Here is a 21,749-nt window from a genome sequence, read left to right as displayed (position 1 = left end):
GCGGCCGTAGGCTTTCCGGATGACCGACAAATGGTGGGAGATCGAGCCGTCGGGACCGTTGCGCGGCGATGTCACCGTGCGGGGGGCCAAGAACGCGGTCAGCAAGCACATGGTCGCGGCCATGCTCGGCGCTGAGCCGAGCACCATCCGCAACGCGCCGGACGTCGGCGAGGTCGGGATCACCGCGGGCATGCTGGAGCACGTCGGGATGACCGTCGAGCGCTCCGGGGGCGAGGTCGCGGTCGTGCCGGGGCCGGTGTCCGACCCCAGTGTCGGCAAGGCCTTCACCGGGCTGAACCGCATCCCGATCCTGATGCTCGGCCCGCTGCTGCACCTGGCGGGGGAGGCGTTCGTCCCGCTGGTCGGCGGCGACCCGATCGGACGCCGGCCGGTCGACTTCCACGTGGAGGCGCTGCGGGCGTTCGGCGCCGAGGTGACGATCGCCGCGGACGGCATCCACGCGCGGGCGTCGCGGCTCGTCGGGACGCGCGTCGACCTGCCGTACCCGAGTGTCGGCGCCACCGAGACCGTGCTGCTGGCGGCGGTGCGGGCGGAGGGCAAGACGGTCATCCGGAACGCGGCGACGGAGCCGGAGATCATCGAGCTGGCGCTGTTCCTGCAGCGGATGGGCGCGCGGATCTCCTTCGCGCCGGACCGGCGGATCGTGGTCGAGGGCGTCGAACGGCTGGGCGGCGCGCAGACACGGCTGGCGGGCGACCGCATCGAGGCGTTCTCCTACCTGGTCGCCGGGCTGGTCACGGGCGGTGAGGTGCGGGTGCACGGCTGCCCGCAGGACCGGCTCGTCACCGCGATCACCACGCTGACCGGGATGGGCGCCCGCTTCGAGATCACCGACGACTGGATCATGGCGTCGGCGCCGGGCGGGCTGAGCCCCGCCGCCGTGCAGACCGACACCCATCCGGGGTTCGCGACGGACTGGCAGACGCCGCTGATGGTGCTGTTCACCCAGGCGGACGGCATGTCCGTGCTGCACGAGACGGTCTACGAGAACCGGCTCGCGTACGTGCCCGCATTGCAGAGCATGGGCGCGGAGATCGAGGTGTACGACACCTGCCTCGGCGGCCCGGCCTGCCGCTACCACGACACCCCGGCGCTGCACTCGGCCGTGGTGCGGGGCGTGAGCAAGCTGCGCGGCGGGGACGTGACGATGCCCGACATCCGGGCGGGGTTCTCGGCGGTGCTCGCCGCGGCGGTCGCCGAGGGGCCGTCGACGCTGCGGGGCGTGCACCACATCGAACGCGGCTACCACCATCCGGTGGAGCAGTTCCGCGCGCTGGGTCTCGCGCTGCGCGCCGGCTGACGCGTCAGGACGACGGCCGGGCCCTCGGCGTCGTGCCCGGCCACGTGAAGGTCAGCGAGCCGCCGATGGGGAGGCCGTGCCAGAGCGGCGCGGTCTCGTCAAGACGGTCCAGGATCCGGCCGACCTCGGGCGTGTCCCCGGGCGGGACCGGCCTGCGCTCGGCCCAGGCGGGCGTCCGCGCACCGGCCCGCCGCCTCCAGGCGAGATCGCAGAGGCCCGCGAGGTGCTCGGACGTCGCCATGTCGCCCGGATCGGACCTGCGCAGCGACGCCTCGCGCCTCCTCAGCCTGCGCTGCGCGCGGGCCCGGCGGCGCGGATCGCCCGGTGTCTCCGCCGTCTCCCTGAAGTCTCCGCCGCCCGCCAGCGCCCGGCCGAACACGCCGGACGTCAGCCCCAGCTCGGCCTCGGTCAGGTAGTGGACGAGGTCGTGCGGGATGTGGTCGTCGTATCCGGGCGCGGGGTCCATGCGCCTCGGTGCGTGTCCGGGCAGCGTGACGACGGTCGCGTAGCGGCGTTCACCCGTCCGCTCGAAGGTCACGTCCATGACGCGAGACTAGGACGGCGTCCGGCCGCCCGCACGCCATTTATCGGGCGGTGGCGGGCGCCCGGGGCAAGGCGGGCCGCCTTGGTGCGCCGTTCCTGACCCGGTGATGACCGAAACCTACAAGACGGTCACGTGCGCGGCGGACAGGCTGGAGACATGGATCTCAGCAAAGCAGCGGACTTCATGGCCACGCACGCGCGCAAGCTCGACCACCGCCGTTTCCAGGCGCTGACGGGGGAGGGCGACGCGGAGGCGCTGCGGTCCGCCGTCAACGCCTACCGCAACCCCGACGGCGGATACGGATGGGGCCTGGAACCCGATCTGCGGTCCCGGACGAGCCAGCCGGGACCCGCCCTGCACGCCTTCGAGGCGTTCGCCGATCTCGCCCCCGGCACGGCGCCCGAGGCGGCCGTGCTCTGCGACTGGCTGGAGTCGGTGAGCCTCCCGGACGGCGGCCTCCCGTTCGGGCTGCATGTTCCCGACCCGGCGGGCAGCGCGCCCTTCTGGGTGAACGCCGACCCGAAGACGTCGTCGCTGCAGATCACGGCGGTCGTCACGGCGACGGCGCGGCGCGTCGCCGACCACGACCCGGCGGTGGCGGCGCATCCGTGGCTCGCGCGGTCCGTACGGTACTGCCTCGACGCCGCCCGGGCGGTGCGCGAGCCGCACGCGCTGGAGCTGGCGTTCGCGCTGTGGCTGCTGGACGCCGTCCACGCCACCGAACCCGAGGCCGCCGGGCTGATCGAGGCGCTCGGCAGGCACATCCCCGCCGACGGGCTCCTGCACGTCGGGGGCGGGCTTGAGGACGAGCTGATGCGCCCCCTCGACTTCGCGCCCTTCCCCGGCACGCCCGTGCGCGCGCTGTTCGCCCAGGACGTGGTGGACGCCGAACTCGACCGGCTGGAGCGGCAGCAGCAGGACGACGGCGGCTGGGTGGTCGACTTCGCCACCTACTCGCCGGCGGCGGCCCTCGAATGGCGCGGCTACGCGACGGTCAAGGCCGTCGCGATCCTGCGCGGCAACGGCCGCGGCTGAGCCTGCGCCGTCCCGGGCGACCGTAATGTATGTGGGGTGATCGATCCTTTCGGGCCGTTGCCGAAGTACCTCCAGCTTCGTGCCGTCCTGCTCGACCTGATCGAGCAGGACGGGCTGCCGGTCGACGCCCCCGTCCCGTCCGAGCGGGAGCTGTGCCGCATGTACGGGGTGTCGCGCATGACGGTCCGGCAGGCCGTCGACCAGCTCGTCGCCGAGGACCGGCTCCGCCGCATCCCCGGCAAGGGCACGTTCGTGGCCCGCCCGAAGGTGCAGATGCCGAAGGAGCTGGTCTCCTTCACCGAGGACATGCGGGCGCGCGGCCTGCGCCCCGGCTCGGTCGATCTCGCGACCCGCACGGTCGAGGCCGATCCCCGGCTCGCCCGGCTCCTGGACGCCGAGCCGGGCGTCGCCGTGCACGTCCTGGAGCGGCTCCGGCTGGCCGACGGGGAGCCGATGGCGGTGGAGCGCTCGCACATCCTCGCGTCGGCGGCGCCCGGCCTGTTCGCCCGGCGGCCGCCCGGGACCCCGCTGTTCGAGACGCTGGAGCACGCGTACGGGATCGTCATGGACGCCGGTGAGCAGACGATCGAGGCGGGTCCCGCGGACGCGGACGACGCGCGGCTCCTGGAGATCCCGTCCGGCGGGACCGTGTTCCTCCTGAGGCAGCGGACGTTCAGCCGCGGGCTCTGCGTGGAGGTGGCGCTGGCCACCTACCGCGCCGACCGGTACAGCATCCACCTCGGCCTTGACGCCCCGCGCGGGCCGGCGGCCGCGCCCGCCTGACGCGCACGCAGGCAGCCGTGTCCCGCGCGTCCCGTCTCAGGGCCCGCGTGAGAGCCTGGGAGACGCAGGTCCCGTCCGGGTCCGGGCATGTTCCCGGCCGACGCCAACGGAGGATCGCGCATGGACAACGGCCCGGGTCACACCGCTCTCACCCCGCTGGCGTTCCTCGGGCGGTCGGCCGAGGTGTTCCCCGGCAAGACCGCCTACGTGCACGGTGACCGCAGGGTGGACTACGCCGCGTTCGCCGCGGAGGTGACACGGGCGGCGAACGCGCTGCGCGCCCTGGGGATCCGGCCCGGTGACCGCGTCGCCTGCCTCGCGCCGAACGTGCCGGAGCTGCTCATCGCCCACTTCGCCGTACCGCTCGCCGGGGCCGTCCTCGTGGCGGTCAACACGCGCCTCGCGCCGGAGGAGGTCCGCTACATCCTCGACCACTCCGAGGCCAAGGCGCTGATCGTGGACGCGGGCCTCCACCCGGTGGTGGCCCCGCTGGCGGGCGCGCTGCCCGAGGTCGTCACCGTGCCCGCGGCGGGCGCCGGCCACGACCCGCTGGTCGGCGGGACGGTCTACGGCGAGTTCCTCGGCCGCGGCTCCGACGACCCGCTCCCATGGGGGGTGGACGACGAGGACGCGCCCATCTCCATCAACTACACCTCCGGGACCACGGGACGGCCGAAGGGCGTCGTCTACACGCACCGCGGCGCGTATCTGAACGGGCTCGGCGAGGTACTGCACTCGCGTCACACGCCCGACAGCGTCTACCTGTGGACGCTGCCGATGTTCCACTGCAACGGCTGGTGCACGCCATGGGGGCTCGTCGCGATCGGAGGGACGCAGGTGTGCCTGCGGGCGGTCACCGGCGCGGAGATCTGGCGGCTGATCGACTCCGAGGGCGTCACGCACCTCAACGGCGCGCCGACCGTCCTGGCCGCCATCGCGAACGCGCCCGGGGCGCACCCGCTGGACCGCCCGCTCGTGGTCACCACGGCGGCGGCCCCGCCCAGCCCGACGATCATCGCGCAGATGGAGGGGCTCGGCGCGCGGATCGTCCACGTGTACGGGCTGACCGAGACGTACGGGCCGTACTCGGTGTGCGAGCCGCAGCCCGGCTGGTCAGGGCTGCCGGGGCCGGAGCGGGCGCGGCTGCTGGCCCGGCAGGGCGTCGGCATGATCCAGACGGACGGGCTGCGCGTCGTCGACGACGCCATGCGCGACGTCCCCGCGGACGGGGAGACGCTCGGCGAGATCGTCATGCGCGGCAACAACGTCATGAAGGGCTACCACCGGGACGACGAGGCGACCGCGAACGCGTTCCGGGGCGGCTGGTTCCACTCCGGCGACCTCGGCGTCCGCCATCCGGACGGCTACGTGGAACTGCGCGACCGCTCCAAGGACATCATCATCTCCGGCGGCGAGAACATCTCGACCGTGGAGGTCGAGCGGGCGATCGACGCGCACCCGGCGGTGCTGGAGGCCGCCGTCGTCGCGGTGCCCGACGACCGCTGGGGCGAGCGCCCGAAGGCGTTCGTGGTCCTGCGCGACGGGTTCGCCGCGACCGAGGCCGAGATCATCGGGCACGTCCGGGAGAGCCTGGCGCGCTACAAGGCGCCCGACCGGGTGGAGTTCGTCGCCGGGCTGCCGAAGACCTCCACCGGGAAGATCCAGAAATTCCAGCTGCGCGAGCGGGAGTGGGCCGGGCGCCGCAACAGGATCCAGGGCTGATCCGGCACCCGCGCAGACTGCCTTCTTTGCGTGATATCTCCCCTTGCGGGGGAACGTTCGGAACGACGGAGACCGAGGCGGCCGAGGAGTGGGAGGGAGCGGTATGTCGTCCACCGGCATGCCCGCCGGAGAGCCGGCCGGGACCGTGGTGATCGTGGGCGCGGGCCCCACCGGGCTCCTGCTGGCCGGTGACCTCGCCGCGGCCGGGATCGGCTGCACCGTGCTGGAACGCCGCCGCGAGGAGACCGGCAACGAGACCCGCGCGTTCGCCGTGCACGCGCGCACGATGGAGATCCTCGACGCGCGCGGCGTCGCCGACGAGCTGGCGTCGACCGGGGAGTGGGCCGGAAGGCTGCGGCTGCTCGGCCGCGCCTCCCTCGACCTGTCCCGGCTCCCCGGCCGGTTCCCGTACGTGCTGATCACGCCGCAGTACGAGACCGAGCGGGTGCTGAGGGAACGGGCGCTGGCGGCGGGAGCGGAGATCGTCCACGGCGCCGAGGTGACCGCCCTGCGGCAGGACCGGTCGGGCGTCGACCTCGACGTCCGCTCCGGCGGCGGGACCACGACCCGGCGCGCGTCGTACGTGGTCGGCGCCGACGGGGTCCGCAGCACCGTGCGGAAGGCGCTCGGCCTGCCGTTCCCCGGGCACTCGGTGGTCCGCTCGGTGATGCTGGCGGACGTGCGGCTCGACGACGCGCCGAGGGAGGTCCTCACCGTCGGCGCCACCGGCGACGCGTTCGCGTTCCTCGCCCCGTTCGGGGACGGCTGGTACCGGGTGATCGCCTGGGACCGCCATCGCCAGGTCGCCGACTCCGAGCCCGTCGACATGGACGGGCTGCGCGAGGCGACGCGGCGCGCCCTCGGCACCGACCACGGCATGCGCGATCCGCGATGGACGTCGCGGTTCCACAGCGACGAGCGGCAGGTCCCGAGGTACCGGACCGGGCGGGTGTTCCTCGCCGGTGACGCCGCGCACGTCCACTCCCCGGTGGGCGGGCAGGGGATGAACACCGGGCTGCAGGACGCCGCCAACCTCGGCTGGAAGCTGGCCGCCGAGCTGCGCGGGTGGGCGCCGCCGTGGCTGCTCGACAGCTACCACGACGAGCGCCACCCCGTCGGGCGGCGCGTCCTGCGCGGCAGCGGGACGCTGCTGAGGCTCGTGCTCGTGGAGCCGGCCCTGCTGCGGACGGCGCGCGGCGCGGCGCTCTGGGCGGTCACGCACGTCCCGCCGGTCGCCCGGCGGGTGGCGGGCGCCGTCTCCGGGCTCGACATCGCCTACCCGGCCCCGCGCGGGGCGCATCCCCTCGCCGGGCGCCGCGCGCCCGACATCCCCCTTGCCGGCACCCCCGGACGGCTCGCCCGGCTGCTCGGCGACGGCCGGTTCGTGCTCGTCACGGCGGTCAACGACCCAGCGGTCACCTATGCCGCGAGGCTGTGGAAGGACCGGGTCCGCTGCGCGCTCGCGGGGCGCGCGACGCGCACCACCGCCCTCGTCCGCCCGGACGGGTACATCGCGTGGGCCACCGACGAGACCGCGCCCGACCGGCGGGCCGCGGCGATCCGCGGCGCGCTCACCCGCTGGTGCGGGAGTCCCGCGCACGAGCGGCGCACGCCCGGAGGGGCCATCGGCACGGTCCGGGAGGAACGAGGGGGCTGACAACGAGGGAGCTGACATGGCGGACGGCGCGGGGGCCGGCCACGCACCGCCTCTCGCCGCGTCGGCGGGTCCTCGTCACCCGCCGGGGGCCGGATCCTGCTCTTGGGCGCCCGGTCCCGCTGACGGGACCGGAGGCCGGAGTCGATTTCCGGCCCGCGGCGACGCTCCGGGGAGAGTCCAGGCCCGGAGACCGAGTTCGTCGGGAACGGCTTAGAAGCGGCGCTCCTCGCGGCCGTAGCCCAGTTCCTCGGCCACGTCCGCGACGTTCTCGTACTCGCGGTCCGGGAGCGTCTCCAGGGCGCCGATGGCGTCGTCGGAGGCACCGCCGTCGGCGGCGTGGTGCACGAGGTCCCCGGGACGGGCGGGGTACCGGACGCCGGTGAGCGTGCGCGCCAGCGCGCTGCGGCCCTCGACGTCGCGTGCGGTCATCCCGGGCGGCGTGCCCTCGCGGGGGTCGCCGCCGGACGCGGCGGGCTCCCAGGGCGCGTCGTCGGAGTAGGGCTCGGTCTCCTTGAACTCCTCGGCGTGCGTGGGGTGGCCGCCGCGGACCATGCCCTCGGTCTCCCGTGCGATCTCGTCGTCCACCTTGGGGCCGTGCTTGTCGCTCTTGTCTGGCATCGTTCTCCCTCCTTCCGCGTAGGACCTTCCCGGGCACGGGTGTCTAAACAGACGCCGATCTTGGACGCCGGGCGCGGTACGGTGTGGCGCATGCTGCCGGAAGAGGGCGTCAACGCCGTCCGCGTCGTCATCGCGCTGCTGGTGCGGGGGCACTTCGAGGAGCTGGAGACGCTCACCGAGGGGCGCAGGCTGAGCGCCTCGGCGATGGCCGACGCGGTCGACCGCTACGGCGGCGACCTGATCAGCCCGCCCGAGGAGGCGTTCGCCGCCGTCGAGGAGAGCGCCGCCGCCGAGGCCGACGGGGAGCGGGTCTTCGCCGTCGACTTCCCGCTCTGGACGGCGCAGGAGGGACGGTCCGCGCTGGCCGCCCGCCTCGCGCTCACCGAGGTCATGGACGGGGTCTGGACCGTGGAGCTGATCGCGCTCGGCGCGCCCTGACCCGCCGCCGCGCCTACCGGGCCCCTCGTCCGGAGCCATATCATCCGAGGGTCCGATCAGGGGGGAGGACACGGTGGCAGGGCACATGACGCCGGAGGAGTTCCGCCGGTACGGTCGGCAGGTCGTCGACTGGATCGCCGACCACCAGGAGCGCATCGAGTCCTATCCCGTGCTGTCGCGGGCGCGGCCGGGCGACGTCCTGGCGGGCCTGCCCGCCCATCCGCCGGAGCGGGGCGAGGGCTTCGAGGCCGTCCTGGCCGACCTCGACCGCGTCGTCATGCCCGGCATCACGCACTGGCAGCACCCCGGCTTCTTCGCCTACTTCCCGTCCAACGCCACCGGCCCGGCGATCCTCGGGGACCTGCTCTCGGCCGGTCTCGGCGTCCAGGGGATGCTGTGGGCGACGAGCCCCGCCTGCACCGAGCTGGAGATCCGCGTCCTCGACTGGCTCGCCGAGCTGCTCGACCTGCCCGCCCGGTTCCGGAGCGACGGGACGGGCGGAGGCGTCATCCAGGACTCGGCGTCCAGCGCCGCGCTGGTCGCGATCCTCGCCGCCCTGCACCGCGCGGACGGCGGGACGGCCGGGCGCGACGGCGTGACCCGGCGCCACACCCTGTACATCAGCTCCCAGACGCACTCCTCCCTGGAGAAGGCCGCGAAGATCTCCGGGATCGGGTCGGCGAACGTCCGCGTCGTGGACGCCGACCCCCTGACCCTGGCCATGGACCCCGCCCACCTGGACGCGCTGCTCGCCGGGGACGCCGCCGCGGGCGCCCTGCCGGTCATGGTCTGCGCGACCGTCGGCACGACGTCGACCACCGCCGTTGACCCCGTGCCCGCGATCGGCGAGGTCTGCCGCCGCCACGGCGTCTGGCTGCACGTGGACGCCGCGTACGCGGGCGTCGCGGCGGTCTGCCCCGAACTGCGCTGGATCAACGACGGCCTCGCCGAGTTCGCCGACTCCTATGCCACCAACCCGCACAAGTGGCTGCTGACGAACTTCGACTGCACCGCGATGTGGATCGCGGACCGCGCCCCGCTCGTGGGCGCCCTGTCGATCCTGCCCGAGTACCTGCGCAACCAGGCCACCGCGTCCGGCGAGGTCGTCGACTACCGCGACTGGCAGATCCCGCTCGGCCGCCGGTTCCGCGCGCTGAAGCTGTGGTCGGTGATCCGCTGGTACGGCGCGGAGGGGCTGCGCGAGCACGTCCGGACGGGCGTCCGGCTCGCCCAGGACCTCGCGGCGCGGATCGCCGCCGACCCCCGCTTCGAACTGCTGGAGCACCACCCGTTCGGGCTCGTCTGCTTCCGCCCCCGCTGGGACGGCCTGCCGGACGCCGAGGGCGACATCGCGACCATGCGGCTGATGGACCGACTCAACGCCTCCGGCGACCTCTACCTCACCCACACCCGGGTGGGCGGGCGGGTGCTGCTCCGCATGGCGATCGGCGCGCCCGCCACGGTCGGCGCGCACGTCGAGGCCGCCTGGGACCGCATCCGCGAGGAGGCCGCCGCCGGGCCGTGAGGGCTCCGGGGCGCAGCGTCAGGACTGCCCGATGCGCATGACGCGCAGGAGGCGCCGGACCAGCGACCGCGCCTCCGGCTCGTCGGCGTCCCGCTCCGGGGCGTCCGGCTCGGGGCGGGCGGGGGCCGGGGCCGGGTCGTCCGCCAGCTCGTAGGTGACCGGCAGGGCGCGCAGCCCCCGCATCATGGGCGAGGACCGCCACGGCAGCTGGTCGGCGGGCAGCGCGGGACGTATCCCGGCGAACCGGTCGAACAACCGCTCCACCGCGATCGTGGTGATGGTGGTCGCGAGGTCGCGCCCGAGGCAGGCGTGCGCGCCCGCCCCCCACGCCAGGTGCGCGCGGGAACTGTAGATCGAGTCGGCGGTGGCGCCGTCCGCGAACGCCGCGTCGAGGTGCGCGGCGGCGGGCGACAGCATCACCGGGTCGCCGGCCGCGACCTGGAACCGGCCGATCCGCACGTCGACCTTCGGCCAGCGGAACGTCAGGTTGGCCATCGGCGGGCTGGAGATCGCCACCCGGTTCACCGCCTCCTGGATCATCCCAGCGGACAGGCTGTCGCGGACCCCGGCCGAGCCGACGATCACCTCGGCGATCGTGTTGGCGATCAGCGTTCCGGTGAAGTCGCCGATCAGGCCGGTCAGCATGACCATCTCGCGGGTCAGCTCGTCCACCGTCAGGTCCGGCACGGCGGCCAGCATGTAGGACGGCAGGTCCTCCCCGGGCGTCCCGGCCTTCGCCGTGCAGACCTGCGCGAGCTCCGCCCGCAGCCTCCCCGACGCCTCGGCGGCCTCCGGGCCCGCGTCCAGCACCCGCCACACGTCCATGATCAGCTCATCGCCGCGCCCGGTGTCGGCGCCGAGCAGCCGCCACATCACCATCAGCGGCAGCGGCCGGGCGTACTGCGCCGACAGGTCGGCCCAGCCCGTCCGGCCGCCCTCCGACAGGACGGTGATCAGCTCGTCGGCGTACCGGCGGACGGCGAGCTCCAGCTGCTTGGCCTGCGGCCGGGTGCGGTCCTGGAACGGCCGCAGGCCCTCGCTCCACGCGCTGCGCAGCCGCGTGAGGTCGGCGCCGTCGCGGAAGACCGACATGTCGAGGTCGTACACGGGCAGCAGCGGCCAGTCGGCCGGGACACGGCCCTCGCGGCGCGCCCGCCAGGCGTCCAGGCGGCTGCTCCACACGCCCCGCGCGTCGCGCAGGATGTCGAGCGTCTGCGGATAGCCGAGGACGAGCCACGCCGGGACCCCCAGGACGTCCACCGGCGCGACCGGCCCGTACTCGGCGCGAAGCCGTTCGTAGAAGAGCGCGGGACGGGACTCGTAGTCCCGGTTCAGGAGCGGCTGGACGGCGAGCGCCTCCAGCGGCGGATGTGCGGGGGCGGGCTCGGCCTGCGGGATCTGGGGGTCCACGACCCCACACCCTAGGGGAGAGCGTCCGGAAATCGAGCGGTCCATACCGAAATCACGGGGAATGATCTTCCCGGTGGGTCCCTGGTCCGCTCCCGGGCCGGGTATGTGAGGCTAGTGGGTGCCCCTACAACGGCTGGAGGTCCGCATGGCCGACTCGTCAGGAGATGAGAAGGACGAGAACGAGGACGACGTGAAGCGCAGGTTCCGGGAGGCCCTGGAGCGCAAGCGCGGAGCGGCGGCCGAGAAGAACGCGGGCGGGGCGGGCAGGAGCGGCTCCAAGGTGCGCGGCACCCACGACCGCGCCGACCACCAGCGCCAGTTCCGCCGGAAGAGCGGCTGAGCGCGGGCCCTGCCCGACACGGATGGCGGCCGGAAGGGGCCGCGCAGAAGGCAGGCCCCCGCGCGCCCACGCGCGGGGGTCTGGCAAGGTGACGCCTGTCGAGAGGGGGCGTCTCAGCTCCCGTACAGCTTCTTGGCGTACTCGGGGCCGTAGTAGCGCTCCAGCTCCTCCAGGCTCGCCTCGGTGTACTGGACGTCCTTGAGGATCCGGGCGCGTGAGGGCAGCGCGTCCGGCTCCCAGGTGCCGGGCTTCCACAGGTCCGAGCGCATCAGGGCCTTCGCGCAGTGGAAGAAGATCTGCTCGATCTCCACCACCAGCGCCAGGGCCGGGCGGTGGCCCTTGACGACCATCGCCTCGAAGAAGGGCGCCTCCCGCACGAGCCGCGCCCGGCCGTTGATCCGCAGCGTCTCGCCGCGTCCGGGGATCATGAAGATCAGCCCGACGTGCGGGTTGTCCAGGACGTTGAGGAAGCCGTCCGCCCGGCGGTTCCCCGGACGGTCCGGGACGGCGATCGTGCTGTCGTCCAGGACGTGGGTGAACCCGGGCGGGTCCCCCTTGGGGGAGACGTCGCAGTTCCCTGCGGCGTCGCTGGTGGCGATCAGGCAGAACGGCGACCGGGCGAGCCATTCCCGGTCCCAGGCGTGCAGGGTGACGCGCTCCTTGTCGAGCGCCCGGCGCATCGGCGCGCCGAGCAGCGCCCGCAGCTCCTCCGCAGAAGTGATCTCCGTGAACTCGGGGGCGAGCGTCATCAGGGCTCCTTCGGAAAGGGGATCCGGAGCGTCAGCGTAACCCTGGACCGGTCCGTTCCGGGGGGTGTGGGGGGTCGCCGGGCGGGGGTGGGGGCCGCCCCACTCCGGACCCACCAGGTGGCCCCGTCGTGGCGCCGGACCGCGGTGCCTAGCGTGAATCCGGGCGGCGTTGGCCGACGGACGGAGAAGGCATTGAGCACGCTCGGCAGGACCCGCCGGGGGGTCGTCGCAGGACTCGGGGCGGCGGTCGTGGCAGCGACGGGCGGCACGGCGCTCGCGGACCCGGGCGGGAGGACGCTCCAGCGGGACGTGGACGCCGTCAGGGCCACCGGCGTCACCGGTGTGCAGGCGGAGGCGAGCACGCCGGAGGGGACGGTCAGGGCCCGGGCCGGGGTGACGGACGTGCGGAGCGGGCGTCCGATCCCCTACGGCTCGTACTTCCGGGGAGGGAGCAACACCAAGACGTACGTGGCGACGGTCATCCTCCAGCTCGTGGGGGAGGGGCGGCTGAGCCTGGACGACACGGTCGACCGGTGGCTGCCCGGCCTCGTCCGCGGCAACGGCAACGACGGGAGGAAGATCAAGATCCGCCATCTGCTCCAGCACACCAGCGGGCTCTACGACTACACCGAGGACCTGCCGTTCGGCTCCGCGGAGGAGGCCGCAGCCCACCGCTTCGACCACTACACCCCGGAGCGGCTGGTCCGGATGGCGCTCGCCCACCGGCCGGGCTTCCGGCCGGGGGAGACGGGCCCGGACGGCAAGCCCCGGTGGTCGTACAGCAACACCGGCTACGTCCTCGCCGGGATGCTCATCGAGCGGATCACCGGGCGGACGTGGGAGGCGGAGGCGGGACGGCGGATACTCCGGCCGCTCGGCCTCACGCGGACGGCCTTCGTGAGGGCGCGCGAGTTCCCCCGCCCCCATCCGCACGGCTACCAGCAGTTCGCCGAGGGCGGGCCGCTCATGGACATCACCGACATGGACTACAGCTGGGCGTCCTCGGCGGGCACCGTCGTCACGACGGCCGCCGACCTCAACCGGTTCTTCACCGCGCTGATCGGCGGGCGGCTGCTCGAACCCGCGCAGCTCGCCGAGATGCGCACGACGGTCCCGACCGGCATGGACGGGTCCTTCACCGGCTCCCGCTACGGGCTCGGACTGCTCTGGTTCCCGCTGAGCTGCTCGAAGGCGGGCTTCTGGGGCCACGGCGGGGACACACCCGGCTATATGACCCGCGGGGGCGTCACCCCCGACGCGCGGCGCAGCGCCACCGTCAGCGTCACCACGCAACTGGAGGGCGACGGCGGCTTCCGCGAGGACGCGACGGCGGCCAACACCGTCCGCAACGCCCTCTGCGGGCGCTGACGCCGAGGGCGCCGGAACCGCGGGCGGCCGCGCGGTGGCCTCCCCCGTGAGGGGCCACCGCGCGGCCGCCGGGCCGCCGTGCACGGCGCCCCGGGAACAGGGCGCCGGTGGGAAGGGGCACGGCGTTCTCAGGAGGGGTTCAGCGGGAGTACTCGTCGTCGTACTCGTCCGGATAAGGAAGCCTGCTCCCCGCGGCCATGCCGCCCGACCCCCGGCCCTTGGGCTCCTCCCACGGCTCCTGGCGGCCGAGCGCCGTCAGGTCGAGGTAGTAGTAGGAGCCGCCGACCTGCTCGGCGCCGCGCGCGTACATCGAGTACGTGTGGTAGACGGTGTCGCCGTCCCGCAGGAAGCAGCTCATGCCGGGCGTCTCCATCGGCCGCTCGTCCCCGAAGGGCGTGCCCGCCTCCGCGTACTCGGCCACGGTCCGGTAGTTGTACTCCTCCGGCGCGACGGAGCCGTCGATGGTGACGTGGTAGTCGTAGTTGAAGTCGCCACCGGCGGAGGAGTACCAGGGGAACACCCAGCCCATCTGCTCCCTGAACGGTGCGATCTTCGCCTGCGGGGCGCGCGAGACGGCGGCATAGGTGGTGTCGCGCTCGTGCAGGTGCCGCAGGTGCCCGACGGAGATCTCCGCCAGGCCGGACGAGCAGCTCCGGCACGCCCTCTCCCAGGAGGGGTCCCACATCACGTGCCCGACGATGAGCTGGGCGCGGCCCTCGAACAGGTCGAGGAGGCCGGCCTTGCCGTCCGGTCCCTCGAAGACGTACTCCTTGTCCACCCGGACCATGGGCAGGCGGCGCCGCTCGCTGTTCAGCGCGTCGCGCGCCCGGGTGAGCTCCTTCTCCTTCACGAGCAGCGCCTTGCGCGCCGCCACCCACTCTTCTCGTGAGACGACCTCGGGAAGGGCCATCGTTCCGCCTCCGTCCGGCTCCGGGATCTGTGTGCCGTCATCGATGCAGACCACGGGGTGCGCGGAAAGTCATCGCCCCGGCGCCGGTGACTTCCGGGACGCGGCCTGGTCGGTCCTTGTGAGGGATCGACTCCAGGAGAAGAGGGTGCGCATGGACGCGGTGGAGACGGCGGCGTCGCAGGGCTACGGACCGGGAATCCTGGAAGGGGCGGTCGAGTTCGCGCTGGAGGCCCTGGACGGCGTGACCGGCGGGGCGCTGCCCGCGCCGACGCCGTGCCGGGACTGGGACCTCGGGATGCTGCTGCGGCACACCGGGGACTCGCTGGCCGCGCTGCTGGAGGCCGTCGACACGGGCCGGGTCGGGCTCGTGCCGGAGGCGGACCCGCCGCCGGAAGGCGACCCCGCGGACGCGCTCGTGGTGGCGTTCCGCGCGGGCGCGGAGCGGCTCCTCGGAGCGTGGACGGAGGCCGGGGCCGATCTGCCGGTCACCGTCGGGGGCTGCCCCCTCCGCGCGGACGTGGTCGCCGCGACCGGGGCCATCGAGATCGCCGTGCACGGCTGGGACGTCGCGCAGGCGACCGGGCGGCCGCGTCCGATCCCGCCCGCGCTCGCCGAGCGGCTGCTCGGCGTCGCGTCGGTGATGGTGACCGGTGCCACCCGGCACGGCCTGTTCGCGCCGCCCGTCGCCGTGCCCGCCGCCGCCGGGCCGGGTGAGCGGCTGCTGGCCCACCTCGGCCGCGACCCGGCGGCCTGGCCGGGCTGACCGGGCCGGGCTGACCGGGCCGGGGGACCGGTCAGGGCAGGGCGTTCAGCCGCGGACGGCGTAGACGCGGACGCCCGCCTCGTCGTGCGCGTCCAGGACGCCCTGGTCGGCGAGGACGTCCAGGTGCGCCTCGATCTCCAGGACGGCCAGCATCCGGCTGAAGGCGTCCATGTCGGCGAGCCTGCGCCGCCGCCGCGTCCACGGCAGGGCGGCGGCGACCTCGAACGCCGTGCCGTGGCCCGCGCGGACCTGCCCGGCGGCGGCGTCCAGGCGCGCGGCGTGGTGGTCGAGGAGCTCGTCGATCCGCGCGTGCGCGCTGCCCGTGACCGGGCCGTGCGCGGGGAGCAGCAGGGTGTCGGGCATGTCGCGGACGAGCCGCAGCGACTCCAGGTAGCTGCGCAGCGGCCTCGGCTCCGGCTCGGTCTCCAGCCCGATCGAGGGGCTGATGTGCGGCAGGACGTGGTCCCCGGCGAACAGCAGCCCGGCGGCGGCGTCGCGCAGGACGATGTGGCCGCGCGTGTGGCCCGGGGTGGCGACTACGTCCAGCGCCCGCCCGGCGAGGCCGATCCGCTCCCCGTCGTCCAGCCAGGCGTCCGGCAGCGTGTGCGGCATGTTCCGCGCGGCCGCCCCGACCGGCCTCCCGGCGATCTCGTCGGCCAGGTCGCCCGCGCCGCAGCGGCGCAGCATCTCGACCTGCCGCGGGTGCAGGCCCCGCCGGGCGTCGAACGCCTCGATGGAGGGCCGCTCGCCGCGGCCGACGCGGACGCGGGTGCCGAACGACTCGCGCAGGGCGAGGGCCTGCGAGTAGTGGTCCCAGTGCGCGTGGGTAACGAGGAACTGGGCGACGTCGTCCAGTCCGTGGCCGAGCGCGCGGAGCCCGCCCTCCAGCGCCGTGCGGGTGTCGGGCATCGCCCAGCCGGAGTCGACCACGACCAGGCCGCCGGGGTCCTCGATCACGTACACGTTGACGGCGTGCAGCGACGGGATCGGCAGGGCGAGGGGGATCCGGTGCACGCCGGGGGTCACCGGATGGGCGCCCGGCTCGGTCCAGTCCGTCGGCTGCTCCACGACCGGTGCCGTCACCGCGCCCCCTCGTTGTCGAATCCCATTCCAGTGGAACCTACTTCATCTGGAATGTCCGATTCGGAGGCGGGTCGCCGGTCAGCCGCGCCCGGCGTCGCGGTCGGCGGCCGCGCGCGCCTCCCCGGCGGCCTCGCGGGCCTCCCGGGCCGCGTCCTCGGCCCGGGCGTGCGCCTGCCCGGCCCGCTCGGCCCTGCGCGCCGCCGCGTCGCGCTCGGCGACGGCCCGTTCCAGCTCGTGCCGCAGCCGCCCCACCTCGGCGGCCGCCTTCTCGGCCGCCTCCCGCGTGCGCCCGGCCTTCTCCCGGGCGTCGGCCAGCGCCGCCTCCGCCTCCTCGGCCCGCCTGCGGAGCGACTCGGCCCGCTTCGCGCGGGCGGTGCTCGTCCGGACCACCGCGGCCCCCGCCGCGGGACGCGCCTTCTTCACCGGGCGCCCGCGTCCGGGCCGCTCCGGCTTGGACCGCTCCGGCTTGGACCGCTCCGGCCGTGCGCCGTCCGGGGCCACCTGGAAGCCCGCCGGGACGAACCCCGAGTGGCTGCGCGGCCGCGTGAGCCGCCCCTCGCGGACCTCCTCGGCGATCCCGGCGTCGACCGTCGCGGCCTGGAGGGTGTCCTCGACGTCCCGGAGGGCCTGGTCGCGCAGCGGCCGGCCCGCGTCCGACGCCAGCCCGGCCGCCGTCCGCACCAGCTCCTGGACGAGCCCCGCCCGCCGCCGTTCCAGGTCGCCGAGCCCCCCTCCCGAGCCCCACGCCTCCCGGATCTCCGCTCCGACGTCCAGCAGGCGCCCGAGGTCGTCCCGGGCCGAGCGCGCCAGAAGGTTGACCGCCCATGCCGGGGGCGCCGGGCGGCGCAGCGCCGCGATCCGCTTGGCGAGGGCGGCGTCGCCGTCCTGCCTGGCCTGCCGTGCCAGGCGTGTCCTCGCCTCGACGAACGCGTCGGGTGCGACGGCGTACAGCTCGTCGGCCGCGCTGGAAAGGTCCACAACGGATCCCTACCCGCGTGCGGCGCCGGGCACGACGCGCTGCGCCGTCCCTCTGCCGGCCCTGACCGCGGCGGCGGTGGGCCTCACGGTCACGGTGACGGGCGGGTCGCACGGATACCTCCTCCGGGAGGATTGGCGGGACGCCCGCCCCGTGTGACCATCCGCTCCATGGACACCTCGTTGAAGGCATTCCTGGAAGGCGGTCCGGCGGACCTCACCGACCGGATCGCCCCCATCACCCCTCCCGGTGTCGAGGTGAGGCTGCCGTTCCGCGGCGGCTACGAGCACTTCACGGCGACGGCCCGGCACCGGGACACCCCTGAGGGCAGGCTGCCCGTCTTCCGCTGGTCGGGACGCACCGCCACCCCCGGCTGACACGCGCGCCCCGGCCGGTCAGCGCGTGTCGAGGAAGCGGTCCAGGACGCGGGTGCCGAAGGCCAGGCCCTCCAGGGGGACGCGCTCATCGACGCCATGGAACATGCCGAAGTAGTCCAGGCCGGGCCCCAGGAAGAGGGGGGCGAAGCCGAAGCTCGCGATGCCGAGGCCGTGGAACGACTTCGCGTCGGTGCCCCCCGCCATCACGTAGGGGACGGGGCGCGCCGCCGGGTCCTCCGCGCGCAGCGCGGCGGCCAGCGCGGTGAAGGTCCCGCCCGCCGGGTCCGCCGTCGGGGCCTCCTCGTGGTTGAGGAACTCGCGGGTGACCCGCGGCCCGAGCAGCCGGTCGACGGTGGCGAGGAACTCCTCCCGGGTGCCGGGCAGGAAGCGGCCGTCGACCTGCGCGGTCGCGACGCCCGGCACCACGTTGATCTTGTACCCGGCGTCGAGGCGGGTCGGGTTCGCCGAGTTGCGGATCGTCCCGGCGAACAGACGGCCGGCACCGCCGAGACGGCGGGCCTCCGCGTCGAGGCGGTCGTGGTCGATGGTGGTGCCGAGCGCGTCGGCCAGGCCGTCCAGCAGGGCGCGGACCCCCGGGGTGAGGCGCACGGGCCACTCGTGCGAGGCGAGCCGCGACACGGCGTGCGCGATCTCGGCGACCGCGTTGTCGGGCGCCGGCTTGGAGCCGTGCCCGGCCGTGCCGCGCGCCGTCAGCCGCATCCACGCCGTGCCGCGCTCGCCGGTCGCGATCGGGTAGACCCGCGCCCCGCCCGCGTGCACGCTGAAGCCGCCCGACTCGCTGATCGCCTCCGTGCAGCCCTCGAAGAACCCGCGATGCTCGCGCACCACGTACCGGGACCCGAGGTCGCCGGTGCACTCCTCGTCGGCCAGGAACGCCAGCACCAGGTCGCCGCGTGTGCGGCGGCCCTCGCGCAGCCGCCACCGGACGGTCGCCAGCGTCATCGCGAGGGTGCCCTTCATGTCGACCGCGCCGCGGCCCCAGACGCATCCGTCCCGCACCTCGCCCGAGAACGGGGGGACGCTCCACTCGGACGGGTCGGCGGGCACCACGTCCAGGTGCCCGTGGACCAGGAACGCCGGATGCCCCGGGTCGCTCCCGGGGACACGGGCCAGGACGCTGGCGCGGCCAGGGGCGGCCTCCACGATCGTGGAGGGCACGCCGGCCTCGTCCAGCAGCGCCGCGACGTGCTCGGCGGCGGGCCGCTCGGGACGGGCCACGCCCTCGCCCCGGTTGACCGTGTCGAAACGGATCAGGTCGGCACAGATCGCCGCCGCCTCGCGGCCCGCGGCTTCCGCGCCCGCCGCCTCCCGTCCCGCGGTCTCGCGCGCCCCCGGCTCGGTCACTCCGCCACCGCCTTTCGTAACAAGTCTTCATTTTCTTCCCGCGCTGACCTCTGCCAACGGTTGATCAAAAACGTATCGATCCGGTTTCGAATCGTTCAGCGCCGTACCCAAACCCTCCGGGCGGTACGACGCTGCCACCAGTCTGAAGAGCGGCGGCCGGGTGCCCGGCCGCGCACGCGAGAGGGGACGAGGAGGAAATGACCGGCCTCAGGGGTTCGAGACGGGGCGTCCGCCGGTCCGCCGGCGCCGGCCGCGGGACCGCCGGGCTGGCCGCACTGCTGCTCGCGGCCTCGCTCGGCGCGTCCGGCTGCGGTGGCGGCGGCGAGCCGGGAGACGGCACGTTCACCGCGGGCCACCCCGAGCCGGACCACCTGGTCCCCGCGAACACCACGAGCAGCTACTCCTTCGACGTCCTCAGCGGCCTGTTCGACAACCTGGTGGGCCTCACCAGGGAAGGCAAGGGCGTCAACCTGGCCGCCGCGTCCGTCACCAGCGACGACCAGAAGGTCTGGACGATCAAGATCCGGCCCGGGCAGCGGTTCCACAACGGCGAGCCGGTCACCGCGGGCAGCTTCGCCGACGGCTGGAACAACGCCGCCTACGGCCCGAACGCCTACGGCGCCAACGCCTACTTCTCGCACATCGAAGGCTACGCCGCGATGAACCCCCGGGACGGCAGGGCCAAGCCGCGCGCCGACAGGCTCTCCGGCGTCCAGGTCGTCGACGAGGGCACCCTCAGGGTCACGCTGACCGACCCGTTCAACCAGTTCCCGCTCCTGCTGAGCTACCCCGCCTTCGCGCCGATGCCGAAGGCGGGACTGGGCGATCTGGAGTCCTTCGAGGAGCACCCGATCGGCAACGGCCCCTACATGATGAGCGGCGACTGGGAGCGCAACAGGCAGATCAAGCTCGTCGCCTACCCCGGCTACACCGGGCCCCGCAAGCCCAAGAACAAGGGCGTCACCTGGAAGAGCTACTCCAGCGCCGAGACCGCCTACACCGACCTGCGCGCCGGGCGGCTGGACGTGCTCCAGACGATCCCGTCCGCCAAGGTGCCCGAGGCGCGGCGGCTGCTGGGCGACCGGTTCCTGCCCCGTGAGATGGGCACGGTCGACTACCTGGGCTTCCCGCTGTTCGACAGGCGGTTCGCCAGCCCCGACCTGCGCAAGGCGATCTCGATGTCCATCGACCGGCAGGGCATCAACAAGGCCGTCTACAACGGCGACTACATCCCCGCCGACTCGCTCCTGCCCGCGATCATCACCGGGCACCGGCCGAACGCGTGCGGCGACCTGTGCACCTACGACCCGGTCCGGGCGAAGGAACTGTACGCGAAGTCAGGCGGATTCAAGGGGACCCTGGAGCTGTACTTCTCCAACGCGCAGCCGACCTATTACCAGTGGATGCAGATCGTCGCGAACTCGCTGCGGCAGAACCTCGGCATCGAGGACATCGAGTTCCGGCAGGTGCCCGCGTCCGACTACTTCGCGATGCTGAACAAGCGCACCGAGAAGGGCCCCTACAGGCAGAACTGGGAGGCCGACTATCCGAGCGCCCAGAACTACCTGGAGAACATGTGGAGTTCGGGGAGCAACCGCATGGGCTGGAAGAGCGCGGAGTTCGACGGCCTCATCGCCAGGGCCAACCGCTCGGACGACCAGCAGGAGGCGCTGCGGCTCTACAACCAGGCCGAGGACGTCGCCCTCCGCGAGATGCCGATGATCCCGCTGTGGACCTGGGCGGGCCAGGGCGGGCGGTCCGAGAGGGTCGGCAACGTCACGATCACGGCCTACGCGACCGGGCTGCTCGCCAACGAAGTGACGGTGGGGTAGCCGATGTGGCGCTACGCCCTCCGGCGGCTCCTGCAGGCGGTCCCCGTCTTCGCCGGTACGACGCTGCTCATCTACGCGATGGTGTTCGCGCTGCCGGGCGACCCGATCCAGGCGCTCGCCGGGGACAAGCCCGTCCCCGAGAGCGTGCTGCGGACGCTGCGGGAGCGGTACAACCTGGACGACCCGCTTCTCGTGCAGTACGGGAAGTACATGTGGGGGCTGCTCCGGGGGGACCTGGGGGAGAACTACACCGGCCAGAAGGTCGCGGAGATGCTCGGCGGACGCTGGACGGTGACCGCGCGCCTCGCGGTCACCGCCTGGATGTTCGAGCTGACCATCGGCGTCCTGCTCGGGGTGTGGGCGGGCCTGCGGCGCGGGAGGATGGCCGACACGCTGGTCCTCGGCGGGACGACCCTGCTGATCGCCGTGCCCGTGTTCGTGCTGGGCTACACCGCGCAGATCCTCTTCGGGCTGCGCTGGGAGGTCTTCCCGACCGCCGGGACGGACGGCGGCTGGCCGGCGAGCTACGTGCTGCCGGGGATGGTGCTCGGCTCGCTCGGGCTGTCCTACGTCGCGCGGCTCACCCGGACGAGCCTCGCGGAGAACCTGCGGGCCGACTACGTGCGCACCGCCAACGCCAAGGGGCTGTCGCGGATGCGGGTGGTCGGCCGGCACGCGCTGCGCAACTCGCTGATCCCGGTCGTGACGTACCTCGGCGTGGACTTCGGCTCGCTGATGGGCGGCGCCATCGTGACCGAGGGCATCTTCAACCTGCCGGGCATCGGCCAGCAGGTGTTCCAGTCGATCCAGCTGAAGGAGGGGCCCGTCGTGGTCGGCGCGGTCACCGTGCTCGTGCTGATCTTCCTGCTGGTGAACCTGCTGGTGGACCTGCTGTACGGGCTGCTGGACCCCCGGATCAGGTACGGGTGAGCC

At 74.0% G+C, this 21,749-nt stretch carries 21 protein-coding genes; 13 read left to right on the top strand and 8 right to left on the bottom strand.

Annotation, left to right across the window (positions count from 1 at the left end; translation table 11 throughout):
• The first annotated feature begins 19 nt into the window (after positions 1 to 19).
• Positions 20 to 1,321: a UDP-N-acetylglucosamine 1-carboxyvinyltransferase gene (gene murA, locus AGRA3207_RS04125; protein ID WP_231333216.1), complete on the top strand. Its 1,302-nt coding sequence runs from the start codon at positions 20 to 22 to the stop codon at positions 1,319 to 1,321.
• 4 nt (positions 1,322 to 1,325) lie between these two features.
• Here the strand turns inward: murA and AGRA3207_RS04120 are convergent, their stop codons facing one another.
• A complete protein-coding gene (locus AGRA3207_RS04120; protein WP_231333215.1) occupies positions 1,326 to 1,865 on the bottom strand; it encodes a hypothetical protein in 540 nt (179 codons plus the stop codon).
• Between the two features lie 156 nt (positions 1,866 to 2,021).
• On the opposite strand from AGRA3207_RS04120, the gene AGRA3207_RS04115 reads away from it, so the two are divergent.
• The 4 genes from AGRA3207_RS04115 to AGRA3207_RS04100 all read left to right on the top strand — a co-directional run bounded on the left by AGRA3207_RS04115 (position 2,022) and on the right by AGRA3207_RS04100 (position 7,062).
• Positions 2,022 to 2,900, top strand: a complete 879-nt coding sequence (locus AGRA3207_RS04115) for a hypothetical protein (protein WP_231333214.1) — start codon at positions 2,022 to 2,024, stop codon at positions 2,898 to 2,900.
• Positions 2,901 to 2,936: 36 nt separating this feature from the next.
• A complete protein-coding gene (locus AGRA3207_RS04110) occupies positions 2,937 to 3,683 on the top strand; it encodes a GntR family transcriptional regulator (protein WP_231333213.1) in 747 nt (248 codons plus the stop codon).
• Between the two features lie 120 nt (positions 3,684 to 3,803).
• On the top strand, positions 3,804 to 5,405 hold the full coding sequence (locus tag AGRA3207_RS04105) for a long-chain-fatty-acid--CoA ligase (RefSeq protein ID WP_231333212.1): 1,602 nt from the start codon (positions 3,804 to 3,806) through the stop codon (positions 5,403 to 5,405).
• Positions 5,406 to 5,508: 103 nt separating this feature from the next.
• Positions 5,509 to 7,062, top strand: a complete 1,554-nt coding sequence (locus AGRA3207_RS04100; RefSeq protein ID WP_231333211.1) for an FAD-dependent monooxygenase — start codon at positions 5,509 to 5,511, stop codon at positions 7,060 to 7,062.
• 210 nt (positions 7,063 to 7,272) lie between these two features.
• Here AGRA3207_RS04100 and AGRA3207_RS04095 read toward each other — a convergent pair whose 3' ends face one another.
• Positions 7,273 to 7,680: a DUF2795 domain-containing protein gene (locus tag AGRA3207_RS04095; RefSeq protein ID WP_231333210.1), complete on the bottom strand. Its 408-nt coding sequence runs from the start codon at positions 7,678 to 7,680 to the stop codon at positions 7,273 to 7,275.
• 90 nt (positions 7,681 to 7,770) lie between these two features.
• On the opposite strand from AGRA3207_RS04095, the gene AGRA3207_RS04090 reads away from it, so the two are divergent.
• Together AGRA3207_RS04090 and AGRA3207_RS04085 are read left to right on the top strand one after the other, a co-directional pair.
• Positions 7,771 to 8,118, top strand: a complete 348-nt coding sequence (locus tag AGRA3207_RS04090; protein WP_231333209.1) for a DUF7668 domain-containing protein — start codon at positions 7,771 to 7,773, stop codon at positions 8,116 to 8,118.
• A 73-nt stretch (positions 8,119 to 8,191) separates the two neighbouring features.
• Positions 8,192 to 9,643: a pyridoxal-dependent decarboxylase gene (locus AGRA3207_RS04085; protein ID WP_231333208.1), complete on the top strand. Its 1,452-nt coding sequence runs from the start codon at positions 8,192 to 8,194 to the stop codon at positions 9,641 to 9,643.
• A gap of 18 nt (positions 9,644 to 9,661) precedes the next feature.
• Here AGRA3207_RS04085 and AGRA3207_RS04080 read toward each other — a convergent pair whose 3' ends face one another.
• Positions 9,662 to 11,053 (bottom strand): cytochrome P450 family protein, encoded by a 1,392-nt coding sequence (locus AGRA3207_RS04080; RefSeq protein WP_231333207.1) that lies wholly within the window; start codon positions 11,051 to 11,053, stop codon positions 9,662 to 9,664.
• 145 nt (positions 11,054 to 11,198) lie between these two features.
• On the opposite strand from AGRA3207_RS04080, the gene AGRA3207_RS04075 reads away from it, so the two are divergent.
• A complete protein-coding gene (locus AGRA3207_RS04075; protein ID WP_231333206.1) occupies positions 11,199 to 11,393 on the top strand; it encodes a DUF5302 domain-containing protein in 195 nt (64 codons plus the stop codon).
• A 113-nt stretch (positions 11,394 to 11,506) separates the two neighbouring features.
• Here the strand turns inward: AGRA3207_RS04075 and AGRA3207_RS04070 are convergent, their stop codons facing one another.
• Positions 11,507 to 12,142 (bottom strand): pyridoxamine 5'-phosphate oxidase family protein, encoded by a 636-nt coding sequence (locus AGRA3207_RS04070; RefSeq protein ID WP_231333205.1) that lies wholly within the window; start codon positions 12,140 to 12,142, stop codon positions 11,507 to 11,509.
• Between the two features lie 192 nt (positions 12,143 to 12,334).
• On the opposite strand from AGRA3207_RS04070, the gene AGRA3207_RS04065 reads away from it, so the two are divergent.
• Complete coding sequence (locus tag AGRA3207_RS04065; RefSeq protein WP_231333204.1) at positions 12,335 to 13,510, top strand: serine hydrolase domain-containing protein; 1,176 nt, start codon at positions 12,335 to 12,337, stop codon at positions 13,508 to 13,510.
• A gap of 139 nt (positions 13,511 to 13,649) precedes the next feature.
• Here the strand turns inward: AGRA3207_RS04065 and AGRA3207_RS04060 are convergent, their stop codons facing one another.
• Positions 13,650 to 14,420 (bottom strand): DUF899 domain-containing protein, encoded by a 771-nt coding sequence (locus tag AGRA3207_RS04060; protein WP_231333203.1) that lies wholly within the window; start codon positions 14,418 to 14,420, stop codon positions 13,650 to 13,652.
• A 151-nt stretch (positions 14,421 to 14,571) separates the two neighbouring features.
• Here AGRA3207_RS04060 and AGRA3207_RS04055 point away from each other — a divergent pair, with 151 nt between their 5' ends.
• The gene (locus AGRA3207_RS04055; RefSeq protein ID WP_231336227.1) at positions 14,572 to 15,183 is read left to right on the top strand and encodes a TIGR03086 family metal-binding protein; all 612 of its coding nucleotides are present in this window, start codon (positions 14,572 to 14,574) and stop codon (positions 15,181 to 15,183) included.
• A gap of 45 nt (positions 15,184 to 15,228) precedes the next feature.
• Here the strand turns inward: AGRA3207_RS04055 and AGRA3207_RS04050 are convergent, their stop codons facing one another.
• Together AGRA3207_RS04050 and AGRA3207_RS04045 are read right to left on the bottom strand one after the other, a co-directional pair.
• Complete coding sequence (locus AGRA3207_RS04050) at positions 15,229 to 16,266, bottom strand: MBL fold metallo-hydrolase (RefSeq protein WP_231333202.1); 1,038 nt, start codon at positions 16,264 to 16,266, stop codon at positions 15,229 to 15,231.
• A 78-nt stretch (positions 16,267 to 16,344) separates the two neighbouring features.
• The gene (locus AGRA3207_RS04045) at positions 16,345 to 17,244 is read right to left on the bottom strand and encodes a hypothetical protein (RefSeq protein WP_231333201.1); all 900 of its coding nucleotides are present in this window, start codon (positions 17,242 to 17,244) and stop codon (positions 16,345 to 16,347) included.
• Positions 17,245 to 17,412: 168 nt separating this feature from the next.
• Here AGRA3207_RS04045 and AGRA3207_RS04040 point away from each other — a divergent pair, with 168 nt between their 5' ends.
• A complete protein-coding gene (locus AGRA3207_RS04040; protein WP_231333200.1) occupies positions 17,413 to 17,619 on the top strand; it encodes a DUF5988 family protein in 207 nt (68 codons plus the stop codon).
• Positions 17,620 to 17,637: 18 nt separating this feature from the next.
• On the opposite strand, the gene AGRA3207_RS04035 is transcribed toward AGRA3207_RS04040, so the two are convergent.
• Entirely contained in the window at positions 17,638 to 18,984 is a 1,347-nt protein-coding gene (locus AGRA3207_RS04035; protein WP_420830866.1) for a M20/M25/M40 family metallo-hydrolase, read from the bottom strand.
• A 197-nt stretch (positions 18,985 to 19,181) separates the two neighbouring features.
• Here AGRA3207_RS04035 and AGRA3207_RS04030 point away from each other — a divergent pair, with 197 nt between their 5' ends.
• Both AGRA3207_RS04030 and AGRA3207_RS04025 read left to right on the top strand, forming a co-directional pair.
• Positions 19,182 to 20,816 (top strand): peptide ABC transporter substrate-binding protein, encoded by a 1,635-nt coding sequence (locus AGRA3207_RS04030; RefSeq protein ID WP_231333199.1) that lies wholly within the window; start codon positions 19,182 to 19,184, stop codon positions 20,814 to 20,816.
• Positions 20,817 to 20,819: 3 nt separating this feature from the next.
• The gene (locus AGRA3207_RS04025) at positions 20,820 to 21,746 is read left to right on the top strand and encodes an ABC transporter permease (protein WP_231333198.1); all 927 of its coding nucleotides are present in this window, start codon (positions 20,820 to 20,822) and stop codon (positions 21,744 to 21,746) included.
• Positions 21,747 to 21,749 lie beyond the last annotated feature (3 nt).

It is taken from the genome of Actinomadura graeca, from assembly GCF_019175365.1.
Taxonomy (GTDB): domain Bacteria; phylum Actinomycetota; class Actinomycetes; order Streptosporangiales; family Streptosporangiaceae; genus Spirillospora; species Spirillospora graeca.
This window is presented reverse-complemented; position numbering and strand designations above follow the sequence as displayed.

Bases quoted from the DNA above. Each gene is read 5' to 3' on its own strand.
- murA (WP_231333216.1), top strand. From the start codon at position 20: ATGACCGACAAATGGTGGGAGATCGAGCCGTCGGGACCGTTGCGCGGC.
- AGRA3207_RS04120 (WP_231333215.1), bottom strand. From the start codon at position 1,865: ATGGACGTGACCTTCGAGCGGACGGGTGAACGCCGCTACGCGACCGTC.
- AGRA3207_RS04115 (WP_231333214.1), top strand. From the start codon at position 2,022: ATGGATCTCAGCAAAGCAGCGGACTTCATGGCCACGCACGCGCGCAAG.
- AGRA3207_RS04105 (WP_231333212.1), top strand. From the start codon at position 3,804: ATGGACAACGGCCCGGGTCACACCGCTCTCACCCCGCTGGCGTTCCTC.
- AGRA3207_RS04100 (WP_231333211.1), top strand. From the start codon at position 5,509: ATGTCGTCCACCGGCATGCCCGCCGGAGAGCCGGCCGGGACCGTGGTG.
- AGRA3207_RS04095 (WP_231333210.1), bottom strand. From the start codon at position 7,680: ATGCCAGACAAGAGCGACAAGCACGGCCCCAAGGTGGACGACGAGATC.
- AGRA3207_RS04090 (WP_231333209.1), top strand. From the start codon at position 7,771: ATGCTGCCGGAAGAGGGCGTCAACGCCGTCCGCGTCGTCATCGCGCTG.
- AGRA3207_RS04075 (WP_231333206.1), top strand. From the start codon at position 11,199: ATGGCCGACTCGTCAGGAGATGAGAAGGACGAGAACGAGGACGACGTG.
- AGRA3207_RS04070 (WP_231333205.1), bottom strand. From the start codon at position 12,142: ATGACGCTCGCCCCCGAGTTCACGGAGATCACTTCTGCGGAGGAGCTG.
- AGRA3207_RS04060 (WP_231333203.1), bottom strand. From the start codon at position 14,420: ATGGCCCTTCCCGAGGTCGTCTCACGAGAAGAGTGGGTGGCGGCGCGC.
- AGRA3207_RS04055 (WP_231336227.1), top strand. From the start codon at position 14,572: ATGGACGCGGTGGAGACGGCGGCGTCGCAGGGCTACGGACCGGGAATC.
- AGRA3207_RS04040 (WP_231333200.1), top strand. From the start codon at position 17,413: ATGGACACCTCGTTGAAGGCATTCCTGGAAGGCGGTCCGGCGGACCTC.
- AGRA3207_RS04030 (WP_231333199.1), top strand. From the start codon at position 19,182: ATGACCGGCCTCAGGGGTTCGAGACGGGGCGTCCGCCGGTCCGCCGGC.
- AGRA3207_RS04025 (WP_231333198.1), top strand. From the start codon at position 20,820: ATGTGGCGCTACGCCCTCCGGCGGCTCCTGCAGGCGGTCCCCGTCTTC.